Here is a 24,325-nt window from a genome sequence, read left to right as displayed (position 1 = left end):
TTTTCCCCTCTCTGTCCCATATTCTCAACGTGGTTGCATCTTTCTCTAATATATAGCATGCTTCCCTGATTGTGCATATCTTACCTATTATAATACATAACCATGCATAATTATATATGAATATTCTTATTAGCGGTTAAAACCACATAATAAAAATTTAAAAAAATGACTTATTTTGCTCCTGTGCTCGAAGTATTCCCGGGGTGTTCCTCTTCGGTATTGATTTCTTCCAGTGTTTTTCCCTTGGTTTCTGTACCGAGGAATATGGTTGCTAGGAGACCTATCAGCGCCAGTGCAGTAAAAAAGAATAGACTGGTACTAAATCCATATGCAGAAACTATAAACGGAAATGTGGTTATACCCAGAATTGCCCCTATCCTGCTCACAGAAGTTCCGAATCCCTGTGCTGTTGCACGGTCTTCCGTTGGGAATAGCTCTACAGGATATACAAAATCTGTAGACCCTGGACCTATAGCCTCTGTAATATAGAATAAAAGGAACAATGCAAATATCAGCGCACCATCTGTTATAAATGCGGATTTATTGGGAACATAATAGGTGACTATACCAAGGGCTGCCAGTGATATAACCATTCCCAAAAATCCTATAATGGTGATACCCTTTCTGCCTATTCTGTCAATCAGTACAATGGCCGTAAGGCTACCCAGTATTGCGAATATATCGAATATACCGGATCCCAGCACTGCTAGTCTGGCCTTTAATCCTAGAAGCTCCAGTATTGTTGGGCTGAATATGCTAATCCCATAGAATGAAGCGTCAAAGGTAAACCAGAATATTCCGATGAAAAGTAGGCTTTTGATATATTTCCTGCTAACAAGGTCTTTGATAGGATTTTTATTGTCTTTTTTAATAATAGCGAGATTATCGGATGTTCCTGTAAGTTCCTTTTCTACATCCGATGCTTCCTTGGTCTTTCCCTTGTTGTTAAGCCATCTAACTGATTCTGGCACGTCTCTTCTGAGGATCAGAATTATTGCAGCAGGAACAATTCCCAGCAGAAACATGTATCTCCATGACTGCGGGCCAAGAGAAAGCAGAAGGTACCCTGTTCCCGCTGCAACAGCAGCCCCTACAAACCACGCCAGCACATTTGTAACCAGTAACTTTCCCCGGTATTTAACCGGTGAAAACTCGCTTATGATAGTTGTACCAATAGCATAATCAGCGCCCAGGCCGAGTCCCAGTATGAACCTGAATGTAAACAGAGCAGCAAAGTTCCACGAAAAGGCAGTTGCTATGGTCAGAACAATAAAAATTGCCATATCATACATATACATAGTTCTCCTGCCGTAAAGGTCTGTAATATATCCGAAGAGTATCGCACCTACAAGCATTCCGATTGTAGTAGAAGCCGCTATCATGGCCTTTCCGAAATCTGTATTCAGGTCAAAAGCCGATTTAGACATTACAATCAGTGCAACTGATATTATGGAAATATCATAACCATCAAGAAATGTTCCTCCTACAGATAGCGCTGTAATTTTTTTATGCAGAGAATTCATCTTTGCATTATCTAAAGCATTGTATGCCATATGCATCCATTGAAAGTGTATATTTAATAAAAATCCAAATAGAAAATTGTGTACAATATATCTATATATATCAATATTGATAAAGGAAAAAATTAATTTTTTAAAAAAGTATGTTTATCTTGAATGTTTAACAAATAGAACCAAAACACCTGCAAGCCCTGCAAATATAGCCATTCCATACACACCTGCAACAAAGGAATGAGTTACAACTTCCAGACCGCCCACAACTATGGGTCCAACGGCACCACCGAGATTCCCAAGACCGTTTATAAGGCCAATTGAAGCTGCTGAGCTTTCCCTTGTTAAAGATTCCTGGGGTATATTCCAGAAAACAGGCAGGAAAGTGAATATTCCTATAGCAGATATGGTAAAGAATATAAAGGATATGATAGCGTTAGATATGGTAAAGGCGCTTAAGGATAAACCTATAAATGCAGTAAAGAATATAATTGCAGTCAGGCGTTTCCTATCTCCTTTCTTATCGGAATACCTTAAAATGAATATCAGTGCAATTGCTGCAACGATATACGGTATATCAGACAGGAAACTTGCCTCCGCAGCGTGGACATGTGCGAATGATTTTATTATAGACGGAAGCCATATTGAGTAGCCGTAGAGTGCTGTAACCCCAAGGAAATAAACCACAGTTAAAATAATAACATCTGGCTGCATGAGGGCTTCCTTCCATGAAACTTTTATGGGCTTATTCTTTTCCTCAAGATCCAGATCACCCTGAAGTGCATCCCTTTCTTCCTTTGACATCCATTTTGCCTGCTCAGGGAAATCGGTTAAAACCACCCAGAGAATGGCAACAGATATTAACGCCAGTATGCCTTCTATAACGAAAAGGTACCTCCAGCCAGGATTATTTCCATATACCAGAAATATTTCCCCTGAGATAAGCCCACCGAATATTCCCGCAACCGGTATGGCGGCGTTGAAGAAACTGTTGGCAACTCCCCTTTCAGACTCAATAAACCAGATTCCCATGAAGAACATTACACCTGCATAAAATGGCGCCTCTGCAAGTCCAAGAATAAATCTTAGAGCATAAACCTCTGGAACGTTTGAAACAAAACCTGTTGCAATTGTAATTATTCCCCATGCAGTGAAAGCCACTGCAAATATCTTTCTTACTCCAACCTTATTTATCCTTAATGTAGTAAAAACCTGTGGTAGGGCGTATGCTACGAAAAACAGTGCTGAGGCAATACCTGCTATTAAATCAGCAGATGATGCCGGTGCTCCGATATCCGTGAACATCCCGGCCTAAATGGCGTAGGAAAGATTCACCCGGTCTAAAAAGTTTATAACATAAAGGAAAAACAGTATTGGTGCTATTCTTATATACCTCTTTTTAAGAGATGATGCAACACTAACCTTAGTATTTTCCATAGAGTGTCATAAAAAGGTATTATATAAAACGTTGCATGATAACATTTGTCAATATAAAATTAGGGATGGCATCCCTCCCTTATAGTTTATTATTTCATAAAACATCCCAAGTATTCTAAATATTTAACTAACAGATATGGGATAAAATTATATACTTATAAAATAATATTTATTCATGGATAAATACGTACTTTCTATTCTATCATCACTAGATTTCCCATCACGTATTTATTATAAGTTCTCTGACAGGCCAACCGCATATGTTATCTCTAAGCGGTATGGATATCCCCCAGTGTCCATATATAAGACATGGAAAAATCTGGAAACAACCGGAACACTAAATGGCCTAATATTACTTCCAGCATTTAACAGAAAATTTTATTATATTATAACAGGAATTTCATTATCAAATATACATATTATGGAATACAATCTTGGCCATCTCTATTTCCTTGAATATTTTTGCCCTATTAAAATATATAGGGGTATGCATAGGGGAGATAAAATATCGTGTTCAGATGCTATCTTTGTTTCAATACTTGCCGATTCACAAACAAGAGGTTACAGTTCCTCAATAATACTATGCAGCATGATGGGTGTTGATTTTAACAATATTATGGATATAAATGATATCGCAGGGGATGAATTATATATTCGGGAGCAGACCAAACTTTTGTCATATCTCTCATATTCGGACATCTCCACCTTAAACTTTGCCATGATATCAGAAAAGATGAATATTTCTGAGAGAAGTGCCAGAAGACAGCTTGATGTGTTATTGCAGCAGGGTAAACTGGAGCTTTTACCGGTTATAGACCAGACAAGGATACCGGGAATAAATACAGCCACAGCAGTAATTATGAAATCCTCCGTAAAAGGTAATAAAATAAATGAAATTTCAATTGCAAAGGCGCCACTAAAAATATGGGTTAAGGAGAGACATAGTTTTTACAGCATTTTTTTTATGTACAGTACACTGGAGCATCTGGATGCAATTTCTGAGGAGCTGGATAAAGATGAAATAGATTACTTTATTTTTGTTAGGTTTCGGACAATTTTTAATACAGGTATAAGAGAAAATTTATACAGCAAACGTGAACCATAAGCGGATTCTGAGATATAAATACAGAAACATGTTAACTTCTGTTCCGGCTAATTCCTCAGGCGTGCAGATAAAAATTAAAATAAACTGTGACATATAAATTAAATTTATGCACCATTTACTTCCTGGAAGTGAAATAAATGTTTTTATTTATATTCAGGTTAAATCTTTGAGTGATATGGAAAGAAAATTCAAATATGTTATAGTGGTTATTGTTGTGGTAATTGTGATAGCTGGCGGGGTCTCATATTATTTGATTGACAGCAGTCCACACTTTGGGTTTCCATCTTCCAGTTCCATATACACAGACATGGGAAACAACTCAAAACTTAATGAATCAAAGGTTATAGTTGGTGGGCCAGCATCGAATATAAGCAAAGAGGAAACACTATACTTCAATAAAACGATAAATGGCTCACCGGTTCCATTTGTAACAATAATTGAAGCCCATGCAAATTCAACAAACAAGGCTAAGGCATTATATAAAACCATATTTATTAGTGCTGACACAGGCATAAAGAATTCAAATGCTGTAAACATATCTTATCTTGGATTTTTATATACAGTCGTGAACAATAATACTGCATTTGGATACAAAGGGAATATGTTATTTGTGGTGGCATGGCACGGGACTTCCGTTAGTGTAACTGAGAAATTGGCCAAATCTGCCATGGCATCCATGTCTGGCAAAACATATTCTTCATCATCTTCGGGAACAGGTTATGGTTACTGAATTTTTACTATATAAGGAAACACAGTTTAAATAGGAAAATATAGGTAATTTTACTATAAATATCTACGAATTAGATATACACCCGCGTAGATGCAGCAGGCAGGTGGGTGAGTTCATCCTATTTTATCCCATGCGCAAGCATCATGCCAAAATAATTTTCAACATAATGATAATCCATGGTAACCTGCATTCCAGAGCTTTTCAGGAATCCATTAAGAATTACCATATTCCAGTAACTGTCTGGCTTTGCCTCCACAACCATGCCCTGTTCCATGTTTTCCAGGCCCTGCAAAGAACCACGTTCAAAATATCCTCTAATTCTGTCTTCATAGAGTTTGGCATACTCAGAAAATCCATATGGACCTGATTTGCTATGGGTGTGTGCCTGGTCTGCGCTGAATATAACACTTATTTTGATGTCCATACTATCTACAGTATTCCAGATATTTCTTCCAAGTCTCATGAGCTTCTCTGTATCTGATATTCTGGGCTGTGATATTATGCTTATTTTTTGATTGCCGAAGAAGGTTAATGGAATTATTGTTCCAAAATCCTCTGGAAATACAGATAGAGGACCCGATGATGTGGCAAAATTTACCGTAACCATCTCTTTTCCGAATTCTGCAGCTATGTTTCTGACAATTTCCTTGTCGGTTTTATGCTTACTAACCAGTTTTGCTGTTTTAGTCGAATACTCTCCGTAAAGATTTTCAGTGTTGATTATTGGTATTCCGCTTGAGAGTGTCATCCCGTGAGGGGTCAGAACTATTATTGAATCTGAATTATCGTCCCTGGTTATCTCTATTATTTTATCATGCATTTCTTTGCTTTCCCTGTCCGGCATATCTATTATCTCATCTCCATGCGGAATTACATAAAGCCTTTCTAGTACCATACTTTCAAATGGCAAAATCACTAATAAATATAACCAACGCCTACTGTATTACAAAATAAGGTTTGACATTTAAAACAATTCATTGTATTAAAATAATCCATGATTATTTGAATTTTTTACAGTAAACGCTTTGGTATACTGGCCCTTCACGGGTCAGAACGCTTTTAATCAAGCATAGATTATCTATGGTTAGCGCCCCATCAGGAACTGCAGGACTTAATATCCCTAATCCAACTCCAGATTTCCTGGCCCGTGCAATAGTTATGTGTGGAAGGAATTTTTGGTTACTGTTTTCATATTCTGGTAAAAGTCTTAAAATAGAATTATAAATTTCACTTAAAAATTCGCTTTTCAGAACAAGGACTATAACCCGTGGATGATTAATATCAGGAAATGCTGTTATGCCTGAAATTTTTACAGTGAACTTAACACCGGAAATTTTCTTTATTTCATCAGCCACACGGTCTGACTCTTTTGAACTGATGTCCCCAAGGAACAAATATGTAAGATGAAAATTATTTAGTGCAGTAACCTTCAGGTTCTTATTACTGGAAAGCGACTTTACAAGGGATTCTATTTCAGGAGTTATCCTTATATGTGATGCTATAAACATCCTCATAATTTATTAGTTATTGGTTTTCTTCAATAAACTTTTTTATCTCATCAAGATTGGCCATAATTAACTTCGCCTTTGCCACTCCGAATGTAAATGGATATTTGTCCTCCTCACTATTCATCAACGTCAATACCTTATGACCTTTGAATTCTGTTACTTTCGCTACCATAAATGTGTAATGAAATTGGAGAATAAAATTCTATTGCTTTAAAACTATAATAAGGAACGATGTTTAAGATAACATTTACTTTTGGATTAGTTGTGGATTTATGAATTACTCCTTCATCTCTGACATGGGAAATGAAGGCTGAGAGTGAGGTGTTAGAATAAATCAAGTTCGGTGTTGCACACAGATTGAGTAAAATATCATACAGTAGATAACGTATTTATAGGACACACATATTAATCTACATGGCTGAACCATATGAAACTAAGACTAAATCCGGAAAGCTTGAAGAAAGAATTTATGTTGATTCTGGAAAGTTCATAAGATATTCATATAAAGATAAAACCACGGGCAAGATCACAAAGGATAAAATTATACTTTTGGGTAACAATCAGATGGCCTACTTTCTCATACCAGCAGGAAATAAGGAACTGGCAATTAAGGCTGAATTTGACCTGAATGCATCTGTTAAGGAAGGTGATTCTATTAAAAAACTTATAGATTTATTATCAGAAATTTAAATCCAATATGTATACCATATAATCTTACTATAATGATGCGAATATGCCTGAAATCCCCTTAATTATTTTTTGTTAATATTTCTTTCTCTGGCCTCATCCAGTACATTTTGTAGCATTTTCTTTATATTGTCAATGGCTTCTTCATCTCCATTCTTTCTGAGATAGAACACCTGCCTTATTATTTCAATAATTGGATGGCCAATTTCTCTTATCAACTCTTTCAGAACATTGTAATCACCTATATCTGTAAATACATTAATATATGGGAATTCACGATCAATTGCATCAAAAATAGCCTGATCCCTGACCTCCTCATTGAGGTCAAGTACATTGCTGACAAATTTTTTACCCTTATCTGTAAGCAAGTAATACTTCTTTCCTTTACGTATATTGAATGTAATAAAATTATCCGCCATGAGGCGGTTTAGTACAGGTATCAGAGCCCCATTGGAAATATTTTTTCCTGTTGCTGAATTAAAAAGTTGCTTTGATAATCCATATCCGGTCATTTCTTTGAGGTTGAGTATGTAGAGTATACGCAGGGAGTAATCGTTCATATAAATCAATTCCTATAAAGTTAAAAAATTTATTCATTCTTTTTAGAATCACTCTTCTTTTCCTGATTTTTGGCATGCTTCTTATTTTCCATATCTCTTGATTTCCTTTTTGAGTGCACTGCAATGCCTGCGATAGAAATAAGTATTACTATTATAATGGAGGCCAGGCCTGCATACAGTGGCTCCACCATTGTGTTTTCAACCTGCTCTGTTGTGGTGGGAACAATTTTCTGATTATAGGTATACACTTTATCAAAGGTTTCGGCAGTGTTGTTGAAATGATACTCTACCAGCATCTGTACTGGATAATTTCCTGATGGGACAGATGAGGTATCTACCACATAGGTAACAGTGATGCTTTCCCCGGGTTTAATCTGGGCGAATGTTACATTATTTGCTGTCAAGGCGCCCAGTGGATTTGAAGAGGAGACGTGTATAGATATTATACTTGGGGATAACATATGAATCTGAAGATCCAGATATGTTCTGTTACCAGTATCATTGAGATAAAATATCATTATCTGTTTTTTTGTGTCTGAAACAAGTGATTTTTTCAGGACTGACACGGATAAACCGTTCTTTCCATTGCTATGTATAACGGTATTCAGGGTGTACGTGCTGTTATTAATATGTAGCTCAACCGGCGCATTTCCGGTAACATTCTTCGCATTAATGTAGAATGTAAAATTCATGAGTTTTCCTGCCGGGTAGTAGGCAATAGAATACTGTACAGGTGATACAATTTTGTAATCCTTCGAAGTTATGTTAACATTAACATTCTTCATTGCGGACGTCCCTGTGTTTTCTGTGTATGCTGTAAGTTTTATGAATTTCTCAGTCTGGTATATCACCGGTGGATTAGTAACATATGAAATAAGGCCTATCTGAGGATGCCCCACTGGGATGGCAAATGTTGTACTTCCTGAAATTGTTGTATTGCTGTATGTTATATTTTCATCATAATACTGATATTTGCTTTCTTTGCTGATATTTACAAGCTGCATGATTGTATAGGAATGTCCCTGCTCTATTTCCGGTATGATATTATATGTCCTTACATTATAATTCTGACCACTTATGTATGCATATGAGAGTGGAGATTTATATGCAGAAAGATTGAGTGACACATTCGCATCAGTTATTGTTATATAGGATGTGAATGTAACATAAAGGGGTACTCCATTACTTCCTGGAGCAGGCAGCTCTGTAGAATTAGGTGAGAACCATGATACAGACGTTACTGCCATATCATTATTGTAAGAGGTGTCTGGTGAAGCAACATCCGGGCCGTTCCCGGAGAATGTTATTCCAGATGCCCCAATAGCCAGCATTATCATAGACATTATTATTAGTCCAGTTATTATTTTTTTATATGTTTTCATTTTTATCACCATTTTTATCCTTTATCAGGAGCGTGATCAGCACGGCAAAAAGCAGAAATATGATTCCTGTTATATACGTAAAATTGTATGCAATTTGTGAGGGGAATCCGTAGGTAACGGGAATAAAAGGGAATCCGTTAAACCTGTATGGTATCAGACCTATTATTATTTTTACAGAAAATATTGTTTCATATGTACCACCGATTGCCGGTGCTACGGTCATGCCAAGTTCCCTGAATACTGTATTTAGCCCGGTAGCTTCACCTGCCTTCGATTTCGGTGTTGAAATAAGCAGCAGATTGATTATGCCTACAAGTACAAAGGAAAACCCTGAACCGAGTATTGTTGCTGCTTCGATTATATCCATGACTGAACCCCTATGCACCAAAAGCAGCAAAAATGCACCGAAACTAACCAACAGACCGATAAGTATTGACATTTTTGGCCCCTTGAAGTCGGTCACACGGGCAGCTACCGGGGCAAACAACATCGCAAGTATCGTTGCCGGCAGCATAATCAATCCTGATTCAAGAATAGACCTTCCGAAGCCACTGGGTGCAGGATCCTGCAGTAGGGTTGGAACTGTAAAGAACAGGAAGTACATACCGGCCATGGTAAAGAGTCCCACAAAATTGGCAATCAGTATATTCCTGGTTTTCAACAAACGCATATCAATGAATGTATCTTTACTGCGAAGTTCATAAATAACAAATAAATAAAAAGCCACGGCTGAAAATATAAAAAGGAATAAAATCAGGGGTGATGCCCAGCCGTACTGATTGCCCTCAGATAGTGCGAATATTAAAGACACAAGTGCTGATGCCATGATTACTACTCCTGTTATATCGATTTTCTCCTTTATAGGCGCCGCTGCATCCTTCAAAAAGAAATAGGAAAGAATGAATAGGGCAAAAGCTACCGGTGCAATAGTATGGAATGACCATTCCCAGCTGTATGCTTCGGTAATATATGCACCTAACACAAGAGCAATTCCTGCTCCTACAGCGAATGTTGCACTCATTAATCCCTGCGCCAGTGCCAGTTTAGACTTTGGAACAACATCATTGATTATAGCATACGCCAGAGGATACATCCCGAAGCCTATGCCCTGTATAACACGTATTGCTACAAGCTCATCCAGAGTTGTTGCAAAACCACCCATTGATACGGAAACTGCATAAATAAAGGACAGTATCAGAAATACCTTTCTCTTTCCGAATACATCACCGAGTTTTCCAAATATTCCAGCAGCAACAGTTCCTGTTATTAGATAGGCAGTAAGAATCCATGAAACGTTATTATATGTAGTATTGAAAAAAGTAATAAAGACAGGAATAGCAGGAACAATCATTGTTTCAACGTAGACTATCAACGTTCCTGCAAATGCCATAAGGGCAACAATCCTGTATACATCACTTTTCTTAAGCTCTTCCATATATGTCTTATTAGACATGTCTAATTAGTATAAATAAATTATCTTTGTATATGAAAAATTCATATTTCTGACCAAAGAAAAATAAACTTAAATGCTCTAAATGGCACAATAATCCTAATATCCGGCATCAATGGACAAAAAATTTAGGATATATGTAAGGTAGAGGAACATTATATAATACCAGTGAATATCGTCTTTACAGAAAAAATTAAAATCTGAAAATGATACAGCCGTATTTACGCTTTGTTCGCTCACATAATAATATAATAAAATAATAAACTGTATAATTGAAATAATAATCAGGTGGTTATTTGAGAAAAACCGTTATTGCTTTGGGAGGAAATGCGCTTGATAATGGGAAATCCTCCATCAAAGATCAGATAGAGAAGGCAACTGAAACATTTTCTCGGCTTGCATACATTCTAAATAACAACGAATCTGTAATAACATATGGTAATGGGCCACAGGTTGGGGAAATATTTGAAAAAACATCCTATTCCCTCAGCATCTGCGGGGCAATGTCACAGGGTTTTTTGCTGCATGTTATTTCGACCGCATATCAAAATCTAATAGATAGGGATGTCCTTAGTAAGCCAGCTGTGCCCATTTTATCCCATACAGTCATTAATCAAAACGTCTACACGATGAAACCTATAGGCGCATTTTACGATCATAAAATTGATGATTCATATGCAATGGAAATTGGAAAGGGATACCGGAAGATGGTTAAATCGCCTGAACCGGTGAGTATACTTGAAAAGGATTCCGTAACATATCTCATGTCGAATGGTTATATACCCATTGCAGTCGGTGGTGGCGGAATACCTGTTGAAAAGAGGTCTAATGGATATACTGAATTCGATGGCGTTGTTGATAAGGACTTGAGCTCAGCTCTCATAGGTACGCTCATAGGGGCAGAGGATTTCATCATCATTACTGATGTGAAAAATGTATATCTTGATTTTGCCAGTAAAACTGGGGCAATTAATAAAATTGGATACAGTAATATGCTCAATTATTATAATAAAATAAACTTTGAAGAAGGCACAATAAGGCCAAAAATTCTGGCCGCACTCAAATTCTTGCAGAGAGGGGGCAAGAGAGTCTGTATAACTTCCATTGACAATATAAAAACTATGGATACAGGTACTGTGATAGAGTGATGAAAACTAGACTATTCTTTAAAATCTGGCCAGACAAATAAATATAACTAAAGATTCAGTTCTTCTTTATGTTTACGTACTCCTTTCTTTCCCCGATGACCGGGCCCATGTTGCATTTCGCCTTTCATAGATCTGTTACCTTTACTGTCTTTTACTTTCTGCTTCAGTGTATCTAGCACTGCATCTGTTACATTCTGAGTTCTTATACTCTCAGCAAGCTCATGCTCGCCTATATAATCAAGCCACATAGATATGTGTCCCTCTTTAACATGATAGTCTATGGCCGGTTTATCATATAGCACCTGACATTTCATTTCATAGTACAGACTCGGGACATCACAGGCTACACCGATAGTTCTATCAAAAGATCTAAAATAGAATAATTCCATAGATAATTAATCCAATTGAGTATTTAAGTATTTTTACCAGAGGATTGGCGTTCTCCACATCATAGCGGAATAAATATATTATTGAAATATATACCATAAGAGCCGCACCATTCAGATTTAAAAACAATTAAAACTAGTATATACCATTAAAAGCAAAATGCAAATAGGGGAATATAATGGCAGAAAAAAAGTTGATAAGCCTTCCTGTAGCAACTGCAGTTGGACTCGGTGCAATTATCGGCGCTGGCATATTTGTCTTAAGTGGTACAACAATAGCACTGGCTGGAGCCAATGCACTGCTTGCGTTCGCCCTTGTGGGAGTTCTGGCAATTATTATTGCCATGGAATTCGGAGAACTTGGATCCATGATGCCACATGCTAAGGGCGCTTCATTCTCGTACATTTTCGAAGCATTCGGCAGTGAGATGGGATTTATAACAGGAATATTGCTGTATTTCAGTTTTTCCACTGCCATAGCTGCCATAGCGCTGGGATTTGGATCTTACCTCGGTAGCCTCGTGGGCCTTCACTATGGATATTTCCCCATTGTTTTTGCAATTATACTGATTTTTGTGTTATCTATTGTTAACATAGTCGGTGTTAAAAAGGCAGCAAAGGCTGATTTTTATCTGGTAATAGTAAAACTCGGAATATTGACAATCTTTGTTATTTCAGCTATTGTACTTGCATACTCCACTAAAACACTGAATATTTCAAACTTCACAGTGCCTCCTGCGAAGGATAATATCAATGCAATATTTGCTGCAAGCATAGCTGTATTTTTTGCATACTCTGGATTCCAATCAATATCAACACTCACATCAGATGTCAAGGGAGGGGCGAATAAGGCTGCAAAGGCAATAGTATTATCTGTAGCTATCAGCATGATATTCTATATACTTGTCGTTGTTGCATTAATGTTAATGGTTCCCGCTTCAAAGTTTACTATATCCGCTGACCCTCTGGCATTTGCACTGGGTTATGTTCACGCACCATATTCACTTTATATAATAGTAATTGTAGGTGCATTGATAGCCACAACCTCTGCCACACTTGCCATGATAATGACGTCATCAAGAGTACTTTACCAGATCGGTGAAAATAAACTTCTTCCTAAATTTTTCAGGAAATTCAATCCAAAAAAGGACGTTTCTGTCAACGGTGTAATAACTTCGTCCATGATAGGGATTATAATGCTTTTCTCAGGAAATATCTATATAATCGCCGCAATTAGCAATTTTGGACTTTTGCTTTCATATCTAGTAACCAGTTTCGCTTTAATACATTTCAGGAGGATAAAAAAATCCGGAACATTTACGACTCCACTGTATCCTTATACGACCATAGCAGGAATAGTTTTACTTATTTTATTTATATACGGTATGCCCAGAGAGGCTCTTGACATAGGTGTAATTATAATCCTGATACTGTTCATGCTTTATTACTTCCTGATAGAATTCAAACGGGATAAGGTAGTTAAAGAAGAATTATTCAAATAATGATCTGAATAAATAAAACCCGATAGCAATACTGGAGAATATATAAGGAAATCATGAAAAACCTTATTTTGCCTCAGCTATATGACGAGATAGCTGTGAGAATCGGAGGCGGTTGTTATATTTCCTGACCTTTAAGGCCGTCCTAAAGAATAGCCGCCCTTAGACTCGATTTCATACCTCATTAATATTTAATAAGGTGAATAGGAGTTTGTCGAGTCTACGATTTTAACTCTCACAGAATCATTAGAGGTGATTAAATGGTAATTGGCTTGGATGTACATAAACGTTCCGTATACGGGACTGTAATGGAGGATAACGGTACTATTATTGTCCAGAGGAATATGGAGAATAATATGGATGCAGTCAATGGGTTTTTATTGAATTGCAAGGATCATGATATTGTAATAGAATCATCTACATCAGGCAAATATCTCAGCAAGGAGTTATAAATTTTAGGTTATAAAATACACCTGATAAATCCTGCGAAGGTACCTGAAATAGCTAACAATTTTAAGAAGACAGACAGGGAGGATTCATTCCAGCTTGCAGATGTATTCAGAAAGGGAGGAATGAAGGAGATATATGTTCCATCGGAAGATATAGAGAATATAAGGTCTCTGGTAAGGTACAGACATTCCCTTGGTGAAGAAATAACTTTAAAAAAGAATAAAATACATGCATTATTAACATCATACGGAATAATAATAAAAGCTACAGACCCATTCGGAAAGAAAGGATTAAGGGAAAAGAAAATAGAAACAGAAATATCTTCAATAGCAAACAGCAGTGATAATATAAAATTATTGATGACAATTCCAGGAATAAACTTCTACACAGCAGCAGGAATACTATCAGAAATAGGAACAATCAACAGATTCGAGAATAAACTTAAATTTGCATCATATACGGGTTTAATACCCGGTGAGCATTCATCAGGTGAAACAATAGTAAAGGGACATATAACAAAGCATGGATCACCATTATTGAGGTTCTTTTTAGTCGAAACAGCACATTCACTTATAAGGTTTACAAAGAAGTTCAGAACCAAGTATCTGAGCATAGTAAGAAGATTGGAGAAGAAGAGACCTATAATAGTCATAGCAAGAATATTAGCAGAAACAATTTATTCAATGCTAAAGAACAATGTAAGATACATTGAAAAGGAAAGAGAGGGAACAGTCAATCCTGATGAACTGTACTTCAAGAGGCTTGAAGAACTATCATTGAAGAAAAAAAACAACATGAATAAACTTGCAGGCAATGTTAAGGTGCATGACGATTCAGCAAATTTAATATACCGAGGAGGCATAAAAGATTGTTAAGTACAGGTTTTTCATAGTAGGAAAATATAAATGATTTTGACGGTATTATACGATGTGTTTAAGAAATAATGGACAAATATTGAGGATCAGATTACTGTATAAGATCATCAATCAACATATGCATATGGAAGAATTTTTCCACCTATTTCCCGAAATTTAATGATGACATTTCTCCCAATTACAATATTATCCCCGTCAATATTCATATACGCACCGAAACCTTCCGGAAATTTTATTATGCCATAAAATCCACCTTTGAATTCTGTGCAGGAATAAATTTCTCCAGTACCTGATGATATCATTATTTCTATATTGCTGGAGCCGCAAAACGGGCACACGTTCCTTGGGTAATAATAGGCTTTATCGCATGTCTTGCATTTTATGAACGGCATCTTATTGCTGGCGAATATTTTGTCATATTCATTATATAAATCGTCTACTTTCATTCAATCACCCAGAATTAATGAAACCGAATGGTTCCTGTACCATCCACCTATCCCGTTGATAAATACCTTTCCCGGGCTTTTTACCTGGTTCCCGTCCGCCATTTCATTCATCTGCAAAAGGGCTTCATACAGAAGAACACTGCCACTCATGTATGCAGGCTGTCCGCGGTTGATACTTCCTCCACCGGTATTTAGCGGTAAATCACCGTCCACTGATATTGAATTTTTTTCAATGAATTTTCCGGATTGCCCTTTTGGTACTATGCCGGTATTTTCCAGCTGTAGCATTACAGTAATGCTGAACGAATCATAAAGTTCATAAAAGTCGCATTTTGCTATTTCCCTCCTGAAATTTTTGGTACTTTCAGCTGCAGGTGTAAGGGTTATATCATCAATTTCAGGCGGCAGGAAGCTCTGATGCGCTTCGCCGTAATTCTGTATTCTTATTCCCCTTAGTTTTCCAGGCTTATTGGATACAATGAACGCATGGAAACCATCCACCGGGTATACTATTTCCAGCAGATGCAATGGAGATGATATTACTGGTGAATTTAGAACATCTTCTAAAGATAGCTCTCCTGTAAACATTGCATATCCTGATCTGTTTGCGTTTTTCCTCTGTTTTACAATTAATTCAGCCCTCTGGGTATCGGTTGACCCATAAATTTTTTTATGCCTTTCCGCGACCAGTGCATAGTCTGAAACCGGGTTCATGCTGTTGTAAAGATTAATTAAATGCCTGTATGGTGTGTTTGTTATCTCGGGATAGAGTTTTTCAAATGAATCCACTGTCTGCTTTCTTTTCCTTACATCGGAACCCTTTCCACCGAATAACAGAAGAATATTCTCAGCCACTCCATCTTTTATTAACCGTTCGGCCCTCCATAATGCTGATAAAACAGATGGGCCACCATAATCCAGGGAATCTATGTATTTCGGTGTAATTCCAAGATAGCCGCAGATCTGATCCGGGAAAAAATGCATATATATGTTTCCATCAAATACGCCAGGCAGGAATGTCGTCATGAATCCATCAAGATCTTTTCTTTCCAGGCCTGCCATTTCCAGGGCTTTTCCCAGGGCTTCATCCATCAAATCGTATACACTCCCATTGTAATTCTTGTACACTGCCTCAGCAAATCCACTAATCATCTGTAAACAACCTCCATTGCCTTTATTCCGGATCTCTTGATTTTTCCGGATGCGTTCAATGGCATCTCACGGACAAATATAATTGATGCGGGAACCTTGTATCTTGCAAGTTCTTGTCTGCAGCTTGCCATGATATCTTCTTTGATGTTTTCATAGGATGTTATTCCCTCATTGAGCTTGATATATGCAACAGGGACCTCGCCTTTATACTCGTCAGGTTCTCCTATAACCACTGCATCTTCCACATAGGGGTTTTTCCTTATAACTCCTTCAACCTCTGCCGGCACTACTTTATAGCCGGAAACATCTATAAGATCCTTTTTCCTGTCAATTATAAACACATAACCGTCCTTATCAATGTAACATATATCTCCTGTTTTCAATCCCTTTTTGCCGAATGATTTCGCTGTATCCTCCGGATTGTTGAAATAGGAATCCACGATCTGTGGACCGGATACGTTTAATTCCCCATCCCTCGCACGGAATAATCTTGTATAATAAACAGGCTTTCCTGCTGTAAGAACACCGTTGTGGGTTATCAAATCTCCTGAGTAAGGATATTCCCACAATGCCACTGGTGATGTGCTTTCAGTCAAACCGTATGCCATATAAATCCATTTTCCTGTCATGGACCTCCAGTCATGCTGGGTTTTAAGCGGCATGGGCATTCCCCCTGCAGACCATAGCCTCATGGAGGCAACCCTGGTTTTTATATCAGGAATATCTGACCATGAATTCAACATTGCCCTGTAGGCGGTTGCCACGAACATCGTTATCGTTGGCTTTTCCGACTCTAAGGTTTCAAGAGTGTTCATGGCATCGAATCTATAGGTCATGACCATTGATGATCCTGAAATTACAGTAAGGGATATGCCGAATATTAGCCCGGTAATATGGAAAAACGGAGCAATGCAGAGGTTTTTATCTTTCACTGATACATCATACCACTCCTTATAAATATACGATGCTGCGTATATGTTCTTGTGCCTGATTACTGCGGCCTTCTGCCTGCCACTTGTGCCAGATGTGAATACCAGCATGGCAATGTCTTCAGGATCAGGATTACATGCCTGGAAGACAGCTTTTTTTCTTATGGCCAGTTCTTCAATCTGTTGCTCACGGATAAATTTCCCTTTCAGTTCCATAGGGATATTTCCAAACGTCTCCGCAGAGGTATATAGTATATGCATGCCATTCAATGATTTTATCTCTGAGAATTTCTCCCTGAACTCACTTCCTATTATGACCATATGTGTTTTTGTAAACTCGAGCTTTGAAATTATTTCAGCCTGTGAATCAATAGGGCTCAGTGGGATGAACACACATGAGTTCTTCCATGCGGCATACTGTACCATAGAAAATTGTGGTATATTTTCCGCAATTATAGCCACAGTATCACCAGGATCACAGTATACAGAAATCTGTGCAGCAATCTCATTGGTGTATTCTTCGAAATCATTGTATGTAATGACAGTGCCAAAATAATGAATGAGGGGCAGTTCACCCTTCTTTTCCTTTATAACTTCGAGCATTGTTTTCACAGAATCATTCCCCCTCCAACATCAAGCAGGATACCATTAATATAGCTACTTTCCTCTCTCATTAGGAATTCTACAGCGTTTGCAACGTCTTCTGGAGTTCCTATGCGTTTTAAGGGTATTTTTTCTATAAATTTTTCCTTGATTTTGTCAGGCATTGCATCGGTCATGGGTGTTTTGATAAACCCCGGAACCACAGCATTGGATGTTATGCCATATTTCCCCAGTTCCCTTGCAAGAGTTTTGGTGAATCCTATTACCCCTGCCTTTGCGGATGAATAATTTGCCTGGCCGATATTACCATTCCAGCTGGCTGAGGATACATTTACGATTCTTCCTGACTTGTTTTCAATCATAGAGTTGACGAATTGTTTGGTAACATTGAACATACTGTAAAGATCTGTTTTTATAACAGCATCCCACTGTTCATATGTCATATTTTTGAACATTACATCCCTGTTGATTCCGGCATTGTTTACTATGCCGTATATCTCATGCCTGCCGATTTTTGAAAATGCTTCCTCACACTTTTCGTAACTTGAAACGTCACACTGTATGCCCTGTATATTTCCGTATAATTCATTCATTTTGGCCCCGGTTTCAGTGATAGAGTTGTCATAATCAACCATTATAATTCCATAATGCTTTCTTGCAAGGTATTCAGCAATGGAATGCCCGATGCCCCGATTGGAACCTGTTACAATTATTGTTTTCATTAATATTAACACCTACGTTAACTTAAAACCATATAAGAATATAATATTTTCATAGGCATCATACGCCAGTGAAAATTAATTTTTTGTATATTCCATGAAATTCCAAAAAGTATTATTAACCCTATTAATAAGATTTATGTTTACATGTCAACGTATTTGCAGTATGCATACCGTATTTTAGAAGACCAGTTTATGCCGGGAATTAACAAATAAGAGGTTGATATTAATATTATACTAAACCTACACTAATCCACCCATGCTGATGAATTTCTCTGAAATAAGCATATGTTGATATATGATACTAATGATTAACACCTATTTTTGACAATAAACTATTTTTATCTAATGCTTATGACAGCTTATGGATAAGATAATTCTAATTGTTGATACAGGTGTTGATGATGCCATGGCAATGATACTTCTTAAAAGGCACGGAATAGTACCAGAATTTATTGTAGCACAGTCTGGAAATTCATTACTTGAAAATACATACAGAAATACCGTGGGCATAGCCAATATTCTTGAATTCGGTTGTCCTGTGTATCCCGGTTCTTACACTCCCCTAATAAAACCACACTATTATGAAGACTTCCATGGCAAGAATGGACTTGCCTGCTATAAATTTCCTGATGCCCCGTTCCAGGACAAGGAAAATGGAATTGTCCACATGTACGAGGCACTCAAACATGGAAAATACAGGATTATATGCACATCGCCACTCACATCCTTAGGTCTTCTTTTCAGGCTTGACCAGGACATCCAGAAAAATGTAATAGATATAACCATCATGGGAGGCGCATTTGGTGTAACCCCCTGGGGAAAGGGGAATATGGGAGAATCCGAATTCAATATATTCTATGACCCGGAGGCGGCGAAAATTGTTTTCGGCCTTGACGTTAAAATAACCGTTGTACCTCTTGACCTGACTATGAACCCCAACCTATCAATAAAAACTTCCTTAAATGCCCGGGTAGGCAATAGTGTGACTGATTTTACTGTAAAGGCAACAGAGTTTATGCTGGAAAAGCATGGAAGCTATGAACTCCATGATCCGATTGCGGCCTACGCTGCCGTAAATTCCGAGGCATTCAGATTCATAAGTGGCAGGATAATGGTTGACCATAATGGTGTCACTTCCATAGATGAAACTGTTAAATCAATGCATCGCATTGCCACAGAAATTGACTATGCCACATATCACAGGGATATAATAGGAGTTTTATACCTGTGAGCCGGAAAATCTTTAATATTGCTGGGTATTTATTCCTATGAAAAGATATGATATTTACATTTCTGCCCCCCTTTTCAATGAAATGGAGATCAGATTCAATGAAACTGTATCAAAATTTCTGGAAGATAGAGGATTTACAACATATCTCCCACAGCGGGATGGAGGCGAGGACGAAATGCTTCTTAAAGATCCTGAATTATGGCCGGAAACCAGCAAAAGAGTTTTTGAGCGGGATGTCAGCGCCCTTAAGGATTCCTCTGCCCTGCTTATGGTAATGGATGGAAGGGTCCCTGACGAAGGAGCATGTGTGGAACTTGGCATGGCCTATGCATACGGAAAAATTTGCATAGGTTTTCAGACTGATACCAGAACCTTTGCTACAGGGCAGAACAACCTCATGCTGGATCATTCCCTTTCCCATGGCATAGTACGCAACTGGAATGACCTCGACGTGCTTCTTGGGAAAATAAAAAATGATATCAAGCGCAATTTTTGAAAAACAATAGCTCCTTAGCTGGATGATTTAAATACTCTTTAACCATTTGAGAGTATGGATGAAACGCTGGTTTCCCAGGGGAAGATACGTTCCAGCCTCTATCTTGCGTTTAATCGCGATCAATGGGCACAGAGGCGTGGAAATCTTGATATCAAACTTTCCGCAGATGATGTGAAAAAAGTCCTTGCCCTGAATGATAAAATTACAGAATCAGAGGTAAGGGATTTTTACTTTCCCATAACAAGGTTGCTTGATATTTCTATCAATAATAATAGAAACCTGTATATGGAAAGGAACAGATTTATAGGCATTAATCCTGATAAGATGCCTTTCATCATAGGGGTTACAGGAAGCGTGGCAGTTGGCAAGAGTACTACGTCTAGATTACTTAAGACCCTTCTGGAAAGAATCAATCCAGGATACAGAATTTATATAGTTTCCACTGATAATTTTCTAAAAAGCAATGCAAGGCTCATGGAAGAGGGGCTCATGGAAAGAAAGGGATTCCCTGAAAGTTATGATATGCAGAAACTCATAGGTTTTCTGGTTGATATTAAATCTGGAAAATCCAGTATAAAGATTCCTGTGTATTCACATCTGAAATATGATATACTGGAGGAAAAACAGGAAATTGTGAATCCGGATATACTAATACTGGAGGGGCTGAATATACTGCAGATAGATCATTCTAAAACAGCGAACCAGATATATGTTTCAGATTTTCTGGATTTTTCTATATTCATCGACTCAAATGTTGAGTATATCAAGCAATGGTTCATAGAACGGTTCTTCATGCTCATGGATACTGCATTCAGGGATAAAAATTCCTATTTTCAAAAATATTCAAGGTTTACCCGTGAAGAAGCCCTTGAAACTGCATCAAATATATGGGACAGCATTAACGGTAAAAATTATGAGGAGAATATCGTTAAGACGAGATACAGGGCAGAATTGATTATTGAGAAGGGAAGGGACCACAGCATCGAGAAAATAATGATGAAGAAGCTCTAGATTTTTATAAATATAAAATTTCACTAAGGAGGGATAGGTATGGAAAGTCGCCACAGCATGGTTACTCAGGGGTTCTCCCGGGATATCAAAAGGGTAATGATCTTTTAACAGGTATATTTAAATATACATTTATTTTGCCCTTTTATGGTAGTTAAGAGTTTTGACAATGAAGTTGTGGAACACAGGCTGGAAGTTGTTGGAGTTAACCCAATACCAAATAGTGCCAGGACAATGTCCTCAAGGAAAATCCTTATATTCTGGGCAATGGCCAGTGCCTCTGCCCTTACCCCTATTGTTGGATTGGAGCTGTATAATATGGGCATTCCATTCGCAACTATTGCCATAGTGCTGGCCCTGCTTATAGGTATTATACCAGCCGGGCTTGTGGCGGAGATGGGACGTCAGATCCCGGTCCCATCCTTAGTAGTTTCAAGAAAAACATACGGGTTCATGACATCAGGGGCATATTCCCTTGTTTTTACATTTTTGAATCTTGGATTCTTCGGTTTGAACGATACTGTTGGAGCAGCAATTATAAGTGGTTTAACCCATTCAAATATAATAATCTGGTATGTGATAATGGGAATAGTCCAGGTTGTCCTTGTACTGTTTGGGGCAAAATGGCTGGAGTACTTCTTCAGGTATAGTGCTCCAGTTCTAATTGTAAGTTATATTATTCTGGCGTATTTCCTTCTCACATCATATAAAATTAATTTCTCCTTGCTGATGCATCCCATAGGGGCTTTCACCTGGGGAGGCGCCCTGAATTTTCTACTGGGTTTTTCCATACTTGCATGGTCCTATAAAATTTCGACACAGACCAGATTCGGGTATCCATATTCAGACAAGGATTCAGCATCAAAGCGGTTCAGATATTTTATCTCCAGCCCTGTGGGGATTATGATTCCAGTATTACTAATGGGGCTTATAGGCCTGGTGGGAAACAGTGTGGATCCTAACACGGGCTGGAATATAGCTGTTCTAACCTTCCCGGGGCTTCACGGACTTTTTGGCATAGTTGTATTCATTGCAGCTCTGGGGGTGTCCCTGGCCATAATTCATACAAATGCCATGAATTTATACCCTGCCACGGCAGATCTTCTGGCAGCCCTGCAACCAGTATTTAGAAAGAAAGCAAACGAGAAACTGGCCCAGCCCATAGCAACAATTCTTCTGGGGACTGGCGGAATTATACTGGCAATAGGGGGAATTCTGGCACACATAGAGACCTTTATTGATACCCTGGCGGCAATTATATTTCCATTTACATTCATATTAATATTCGACTGGTTTGTACATTTAAGGCATACCACAAAGATGGGTGATTACTACAGCATACCGAAATCAATTTTTATGAATTTTAGGGTGGATGCACTCATCCCTGCACTGATAGGAACCGTAATTGCCATATTCGGGATAGGCCCATATGATTTCATATTCAATTATTTCCCGGAGGCCCTGTTTGGATCCCTGATAGGGCTATTAATCTACATAGTGGTATACTATGGATACACTTCCAGGCATATAAACACAGGGGAATCATACAGTGAGAATATAAATTATGCCGATTTCGAAACAGATTAATTTTTAATTTGTTTTTATAAATAAATATATATAGTATATATAAATCCTTGAATGTACTTCAGTAATGTTTTTTAACATGGCTGTTTAATGCCGTGTATTTCATCAGGAGGAACTCTTATGTCTAATGGTAAATTTATGGGATTTACAGGAAATGAAATACTGCAGGTTACGGCAGCATGGGGTGGCTGGATACTGGATGGATATACATCGATTGCATATCTCCTTGTATTCTCCTATATGAGCGTTCTGATATTCCCAAAATATCTTGGCTATCTGGCACTGGTACTTACGCTGCTTCCTGTAACATTTGGGGCCGCAGCACGATCTTTCGGGTCCGCGATTCTGGGAAATTTTATTGGGGATAAAAGGGGAAGAAAGAATATGCTCAGCATTTCCATAGTTGGGTTTTCAGTACTATCTGCAGCTATCGGCCTCCTTCCAACATATTCACAGGCAGGGATTGCATCACCAATACTGCTATATGCCCTTCTGTTTCTTGATGGAATATTTGCAGGAGCCGAATACGGTGGAGGTACAGCCTTATCCATGGAGAGCGTAAGACCTGATAAAAGAGAGCAGGCTGGAGCGTTCGTACAGTCAGGCTATGGAACAGGATACTTCCTCATCGTATTTGTAGAAATACTCTTATTGAGTGCCATGGGAACAGCAGCATTTGCATCCTACGGATGGAGAATACTTATGCTTACGTCCATAATCCCTGGGATCATCACACTAATTATCAGGCGCCTTTCAAGGGAAACAAAGGTATTTGATGAAATGAAGAAAAGCAATGAGGTTGAAAAATCTCCGGTCAGAAAAATGTTTAAAAATGGAAGAAGTGTGGCATTTGGGTTGATGATTACTTCAGGGCTACTGTTTATGAATACCGCTACAGGTTCATTTTACCCTGTTATCGGCAGTAATGATTTCCTCAATCTTGGATCAGGGCTTTTATATGCTTTGCTGGTGATTAACTTCTTCTCACTGCTTGGTGTATGGAGCGGTGGAATACTGGCCAGGGGTTTCAGCGACAGGAGAATTCCCATGCTAATATTCTCCGTAATATTCACTGTGCCTACAGCACTATTTGTTATCTTCGGATATACCACAAATCTGTTTATGTTTACGCTGGTGTTCTCGGTTCAACTGTTTCTGGAAGCACTCATATTCTCTGCGCTTCCCGTTTTTCTGGCTGAATCGTTCAGCAAGAGGTTCCGTTCCACTGCCATAGGGGTAATATACAATGGCGGGGCAATATTTGGGGGGACTGCAATAGTGCTGCTTACAGCCCCAGCCCATATAATCAATATAAAAACGCTCTGGATAGTGGAGATGTACGTTGCAGGCATCATTCTTATACTCGGGCTTGTTCTTTACGGTAAGCAGGATAGAGCCACTGATCCCATAAATCAGTGACCTAGTC

The 24,325-nt window shown here is 38.1% G+C and carries 24 protein-coding genes and 1 pseudogene; 12 read left to right on the top strand and 13 right to left on the bottom strand.

Annotated elements, in window-relative coordinates:
- Positions 1 to 170: 170 nt before the first annotated feature.
- Together RE471_RS05510 and RE471_RS05505 are read right to left on the bottom strand one after the other, a co-directional pair.
- Positions 171 to 1,553: an MFS transporter gene (locus RE471_RS05510; protein WP_309213798.1), complete on the bottom strand. Its 1,383-nt coding sequence runs from the start codon at positions 1,551 to 1,553 to the stop codon at positions 171 to 173.
- 114 nt (positions 1,554 to 1,667) lie between these two features.
- Positions 1,668 to 2,948: pseudogene (locus tag RE471_RS05505) on the bottom strand (MFS transporter).
- Positions 2,949 to 3,123: 175 nt separating this feature from the next.
- Here RE471_RS05505 and RE471_RS05495 point away from each other — a divergent pair.
- Complete coding sequence (locus RE471_RS05495; RefSeq protein WP_309213795.1) at positions 3,124 to 4,053, top strand: hypothetical protein; 930 nt, start codon at positions 3,124 to 3,126, stop codon at positions 4,051 to 4,053.
- A gap of 175 nt (positions 4,054 to 4,228) precedes the next feature.
- Entirely contained in the window at positions 4,229 to 4,783 is a 555-nt protein-coding gene (locus RE471_RS05490) for a hypothetical protein (RefSeq protein WP_309213794.1), read from the top strand.
- Between the two features lie 118 nt (positions 4,784 to 4,901).
- Here RE471_RS05490 and RE471_RS05485 read toward each other — a convergent pair whose 3' ends face one another.
- From RE471_RS05485 to RE471_RS05475, 3 genes are all read right to left on the bottom strand, one after another.
- Positions 4,902 to 5,678 (bottom strand): hypothetical protein, encoded by a 777-nt coding sequence (locus RE471_RS05485; RefSeq protein ID WP_309213792.1) that lies wholly within the window; start codon positions 5,676 to 5,678, stop codon positions 4,902 to 4,904.
- A gap of 103 nt (positions 5,679 to 5,781) precedes the next feature.
- Positions 5,782 to 6,297, bottom strand: coding sequence for an RNA 2',3'-cyclic phosphodiesterase (gene thpR, locus RE471_RS05480; RefSeq protein WP_309213790.1), 516 nt, complete (start codon positions 6,295 to 6,297; stop codon positions 5,782 to 5,784).
- 10 nt (positions 6,298 to 6,307) lie between these two features.
- The gene (locus tag RE471_RS05475; protein WP_309213789.1) at positions 6,308 to 6,463 is read right to left on the bottom strand and encodes a hypothetical protein; all 156 of its coding nucleotides are present in this window, start codon (positions 6,461 to 6,463) and stop codon (positions 6,308 to 6,310) included.
- A 242-nt stretch (positions 6,464 to 6,705) separates the two neighbouring features.
- Here RE471_RS05475 and RE471_RS05470 point away from each other — a divergent pair, with 242 nt between their 5' ends.
- Positions 6,706 to 6,981, top strand: coding sequence for a hypothetical protein (locus tag RE471_RS05470; RefSeq protein WP_309213788.1), 276 nt, complete (start codon positions 6,706 to 6,708; stop codon positions 6,979 to 6,981).
- A gap of 62 nt (positions 6,982 to 7,043) precedes the next feature.
- Here the strand turns inward: RE471_RS05470 and RE471_RS05465 are convergent, their stop codons facing one another.
- Genes RE471_RS05465 through RE471_RS05455 form a run of 3 tightly spaced genes read right to left on the bottom strand, consistent with a single transcriptional unit; the run spans position 7,044 to position 10,355 of the window.
- Complete coding sequence (locus tag RE471_RS05465) at positions 7,044 to 7,538, bottom strand: PadR family transcriptional regulator (RefSeq protein ID WP_309213787.1); 495 nt, start codon at positions 7,536 to 7,538, stop codon at positions 7,044 to 7,046.
- Positions 7,539 to 7,567: 29 nt separating this feature from the next.
- Entirely contained in the window at positions 7,568 to 8,920 is a 1,353-nt protein-coding gene (locus tag RE471_RS05460; RefSeq protein WP_309213786.1) for a hypothetical protein, read from the bottom strand.
- Positions 8,907 to 10,355, bottom strand: coding sequence for an MFS transporter (locus RE471_RS05455; RefSeq protein ID WP_309213785.1), 1,449 nt, complete (start codon positions 10,353 to 10,355; stop codon positions 8,907 to 8,909). The genes RE471_RS05460 and RE471_RS05455 overlap by 14 nt, the downstream gene beginning before the upstream one ends.
- 311 nt (positions 10,356 to 10,666) lie before the next feature.
- On the opposite strand from RE471_RS05455, the gene RE471_RS05450 reads away from it, so the two are divergent.
- Positions 10,667 to 11,518 carry a carbamate kinase gene (locus RE471_RS05450; protein WP_309213784.1) on the top strand — a complete coding sequence of 284 codons (852 nt, stop codon included), beginning with the start codon at positions 10,667 to 10,669 and terminating at the stop codon, positions 11,516 to 11,518.
- Positions 11,519 to 11,565: 47 nt separating this feature from the next.
- Here the strand turns inward: RE471_RS05450 and RE471_RS05445 are convergent, their stop codons facing one another.
- On the bottom strand, positions 11,566 to 11,832 hold the full coding sequence (locus RE471_RS05445; RefSeq protein ID WP_309213783.1) for a hypothetical protein: 267 nt from the start codon (positions 11,830 to 11,832) through the stop codon (positions 11,566 to 11,568).
- A 251-nt stretch (positions 11,833 to 12,083) separates the two neighbouring features.
- On the opposite strand from RE471_RS05445, the gene RE471_RS05440 reads away from it, so the two are divergent.
- From RE471_RS05440 to RE471_RS05430, 3 genes are all read left to right on the top strand, one after another.
- Positions 12,084 to 13,406, top strand: coding sequence for an APC family permease (locus RE471_RS05440; protein ID WP_309213782.1), 1,323 nt, complete (start codon positions 12,084 to 12,086; stop codon positions 13,404 to 13,406).
- 257 nt (positions 13,407 to 13,663) lie between these two features.
- A complete protein-coding gene (locus RE471_RS05435; RefSeq protein ID WP_309213781.1) occupies positions 13,664 to 13,855 on the top strand; it encodes a hypothetical protein in 192 nt (63 codons plus the stop codon).
- On the top strand, positions 13,856 to 14,728 hold the full coding sequence (locus RE471_RS05430; protein WP_309215741.1) for an IS110 family transposase: 873 nt from the start codon (positions 13,856 to 13,858) through the stop codon (positions 14,726 to 14,728). It abuts the gene before it with no gap.
- A gap of 107 nt (positions 14,729 to 14,835) precedes the next feature.
- Here RE471_RS05430 and RE471_RS05425 read toward each other — a convergent pair whose 3' ends face one another.
- Genes RE471_RS05425 through fabG form a run of 4 tightly spaced genes read right to left on the bottom strand, consistent with a single transcriptional unit; the run spans position 14,836 to position 18,580 of the window.
- The gene (locus tag RE471_RS05425) at positions 14,836 to 15,174 is read right to left on the bottom strand and encodes a zinc ribbon domain-containing protein (protein ID WP_309213780.1); all 339 of its coding nucleotides are present in this window, start codon (positions 15,172 to 15,174) and stop codon (positions 14,836 to 14,838) included.
- Entirely contained in the window at positions 15,175 to 16,326 is a 1,152-nt protein-coding gene (locus RE471_RS05420) for a thiolase family protein (RefSeq protein WP_309213779.1), read from the bottom strand.
- Positions 16,323 to 17,858 (bottom strand): class I adenylate-forming enzyme family protein, encoded by a 1,536-nt coding sequence (locus tag RE471_RS05415; protein WP_309215740.1) that lies wholly within the window; start codon positions 17,856 to 17,858, stop codon positions 16,323 to 16,325. Before RE471_RS05415 ends, RE471_RS05420 begins: the two co-directional genes overlap by 4 nt.
- A gap of 5 nt (positions 17,859 to 17,863) precedes the next feature.
- Entirely contained in the window at positions 17,864 to 18,580 is a 717-nt protein-coding gene (fabG, locus tag RE471_RS05410; RefSeq protein ID WP_309213778.1) for a 3-oxoacyl-ACP reductase FabG, read from the bottom strand.
- A 361-nt stretch (positions 18,581 to 18,941) separates the two neighbouring features.
- Between fabG and RE471_RS05405 the strand changes: the two genes are divergently transcribed.
- The 5 genes from RE471_RS05405 (at position 18,942) to RE471_RS05385 (ending at position 24,318) form a co-directional block, all read left to right on the top strand.
- Positions 18,942 to 19,811 (top strand): nucleoside hydrolase, encoded by an 870-nt coding sequence (locus RE471_RS05405; RefSeq protein ID WP_309213777.1) that lies wholly within the window; start codon positions 18,942 to 18,944, stop codon positions 19,809 to 19,811.
- 37 nt (positions 19,812 to 19,848) lie between these two features.
- Positions 19,849 to 20,307, top strand: a complete 459-nt coding sequence (locus RE471_RS05400) for a nucleoside 2-deoxyribosyltransferase (RefSeq protein ID WP_309213776.1) — start codon at positions 19,849 to 19,851, stop codon at positions 20,305 to 20,307.
- A 54-nt stretch (positions 20,308 to 20,361) separates the two neighbouring features.
- The gene (gene coaA, locus RE471_RS05395; RefSeq protein WP_309213775.1) at positions 20,362 to 21,318 is read left to right on the top strand and encodes a type I pantothenate kinase; all 957 of its coding nucleotides are present in this window, start codon (positions 20,362 to 20,364) and stop codon (positions 21,316 to 21,318) included.
- Between the two features lie 144 nt (positions 21,319 to 21,462).
- On the top strand, positions 21,463 to 22,902 hold the full coding sequence (locus tag RE471_RS05390; RefSeq protein ID WP_309213774.1) for a cytosine permease: 1,440 nt from the start codon (positions 21,463 to 21,465) through the stop codon (positions 22,900 to 22,902).
- Positions 22,903 to 23,019: 117 nt separating this feature from the next.
- Positions 23,020 to 24,318, top strand: a complete 1,299-nt coding sequence (locus RE471_RS05385; protein WP_309213773.1) for an MFS transporter — start codon at positions 23,020 to 23,022, stop codon at positions 24,316 to 24,318.
- The last annotated feature ends 7 nt before the right edge of the window (positions 24,319 to 24,325 follow it).

This window comes from Ferroplasma sp., from assembly GCF_031200575.1.
Lineage (GTDB): Archaea > Thermoplasmatota > Thermoplasmata > Thermoplasmatales > Thermoplasmataceae > Ferroplasma.
Note: the sequence above shows the minus strand (reverse complement) of the source record. Positions and strands in the feature narration are given on the sequence as shown.

Excerpts from the sequence above, each read along its gene's own strand:
- RE471_RS05485 (WP_309213792.1), bottom strand. The coding sequence starts at position 5,678 with ATGGTACTAGAAAGGCTTTATGTAATTCCGCATGGAGATGAGATAATA.
- RE471_RS05425 (WP_309213780.1), bottom strand. The coding sequence starts at position 15,174 with ATGAAAGTAGACGATTTATATAATGAATATGACAAAATATTCGCCAGC.
- RE471_RS05385 (WP_309213773.1), top strand. The coding sequence starts at position 23,020 with ATGTCTAATGGTAAATTTATGGGATTTACAGGAAATGAAATACTGCAG.
- RE471_RS05445 (WP_309213783.1), bottom strand. The coding sequence starts at position 11,832 with ATGAAATGTCAGGTGCTATATGATAAACCGGCCATAGACTATCATGTT.
- RE471_RS05470 (WP_309213788.1), top strand. The coding sequence starts at position 6,706 with ATGGCTGAACCATATGAAACTAAGACTAAATCCGGAAAGCTTGAAGAA.
- RE471_RS05415 (WP_309215740.1), bottom strand. The coding sequence starts at position 17,858 with ATGCTCGAAGTTATAAAGGAAAAGAAGGGTGAACTGCCCCTCATTCAT.
- thpR (WP_309213790.1), bottom strand. The coding sequence starts at position 6,297 with ATGAGGATGTTTATAGCATCACATATAAGGATAACTCCTGAAATAGAA.
- RE471_RS05400 (WP_309213776.1), top strand. The coding sequence starts at position 19,849 with ATGAAAAGATATGATATTTACATTTCTGCCCCCCTTTTCAATGAAATG.
- coaA (WP_309213775.1), top strand. The coding sequence starts at position 20,362 with ATGGATGAAACGCTGGTTTCCCAGGGGAAGATACGTTCCAGCCTCTAT.
- RE471_RS05460 (WP_309213786.1), bottom strand. The coding sequence starts at position 8,920 with ATGAAAACATATAAAAAAATAATAACTGGACTAATAATAATGTCTATG.
- RE471_RS05420 (WP_309213779.1), bottom strand. The coding sequence starts at position 16,326 with ATGATTAGTGGATTTGCTGAGGCAGTGTACAAGAATTACAATGGGAGT.
- RE471_RS05455 (WP_309213785.1), bottom strand. The coding sequence starts at position 10,355 with ATGGAAGAGCTTAAGAAAAGTGATGTATACAGGATTGTTGCCCTTATG.
- RE471_RS05390 (WP_309213774.1), top strand. The coding sequence starts at position 21,463 with ATGGTAGTTAAGAGTTTTGACAATGAAGTTGTGGAACACAGGCTGGAA.
- RE471_RS05440 (WP_309213782.1), top strand. The coding sequence starts at position 12,084 with ATGGCAGAAAAAAAGTTGATAAGCCTTCCTGTAGCAACTGCAGTTGGA.
- RE471_RS05490 (WP_309213794.1), top strand. The coding sequence starts at position 4,229 with ATGGAAAGAAAATTCAAATATGTTATAGTGGTTATTGTTGTGGTAATT.
- RE471_RS05465 (WP_309213787.1), bottom strand. The coding sequence starts at position 7,538 with ATGAACGATTACTCCCTGCGTATACTCTACATACTCAACCTCAAAGAA.
- RE471_RS05495 (WP_309213795.1), top strand. The coding sequence starts at position 3,124 with ATGGATAAATACGTACTTTCTATTCTATCATCACTAGATTTCCCATCA.
- RE471_RS05435 (WP_309213781.1), top strand. The coding sequence starts at position 13,664 with ATGGTAATTGGCTTGGATGTACATAAACGTTCCGTATACGGGACTGTA.
- RE471_RS05405 (WP_309213777.1), top strand. The coding sequence starts at position 18,942 with ATGGATAAGATAATTCTAATTGTTGATACAGGTGTTGATGATGCCATG.
- fabG (WP_309213778.1), bottom strand. The coding sequence starts at position 18,580 with ATGAAAACAATAATTGTAACAGGTTCCAATCGGGGCATCGGGCATTCC.
- RE471_RS05510 (WP_309213798.1), bottom strand. The coding sequence starts at position 1,553 with ATGGCATACAATGCTTTAGATAATGCAAAGATGAATTCTCTGCATAAA.
- RE471_RS05475 (WP_309213789.1), bottom strand. The coding sequence starts at position 6,463 with ATGGTAGCGAAAGTAACAGAATTCAAAGGTCATAAGGTATTGACGTTG.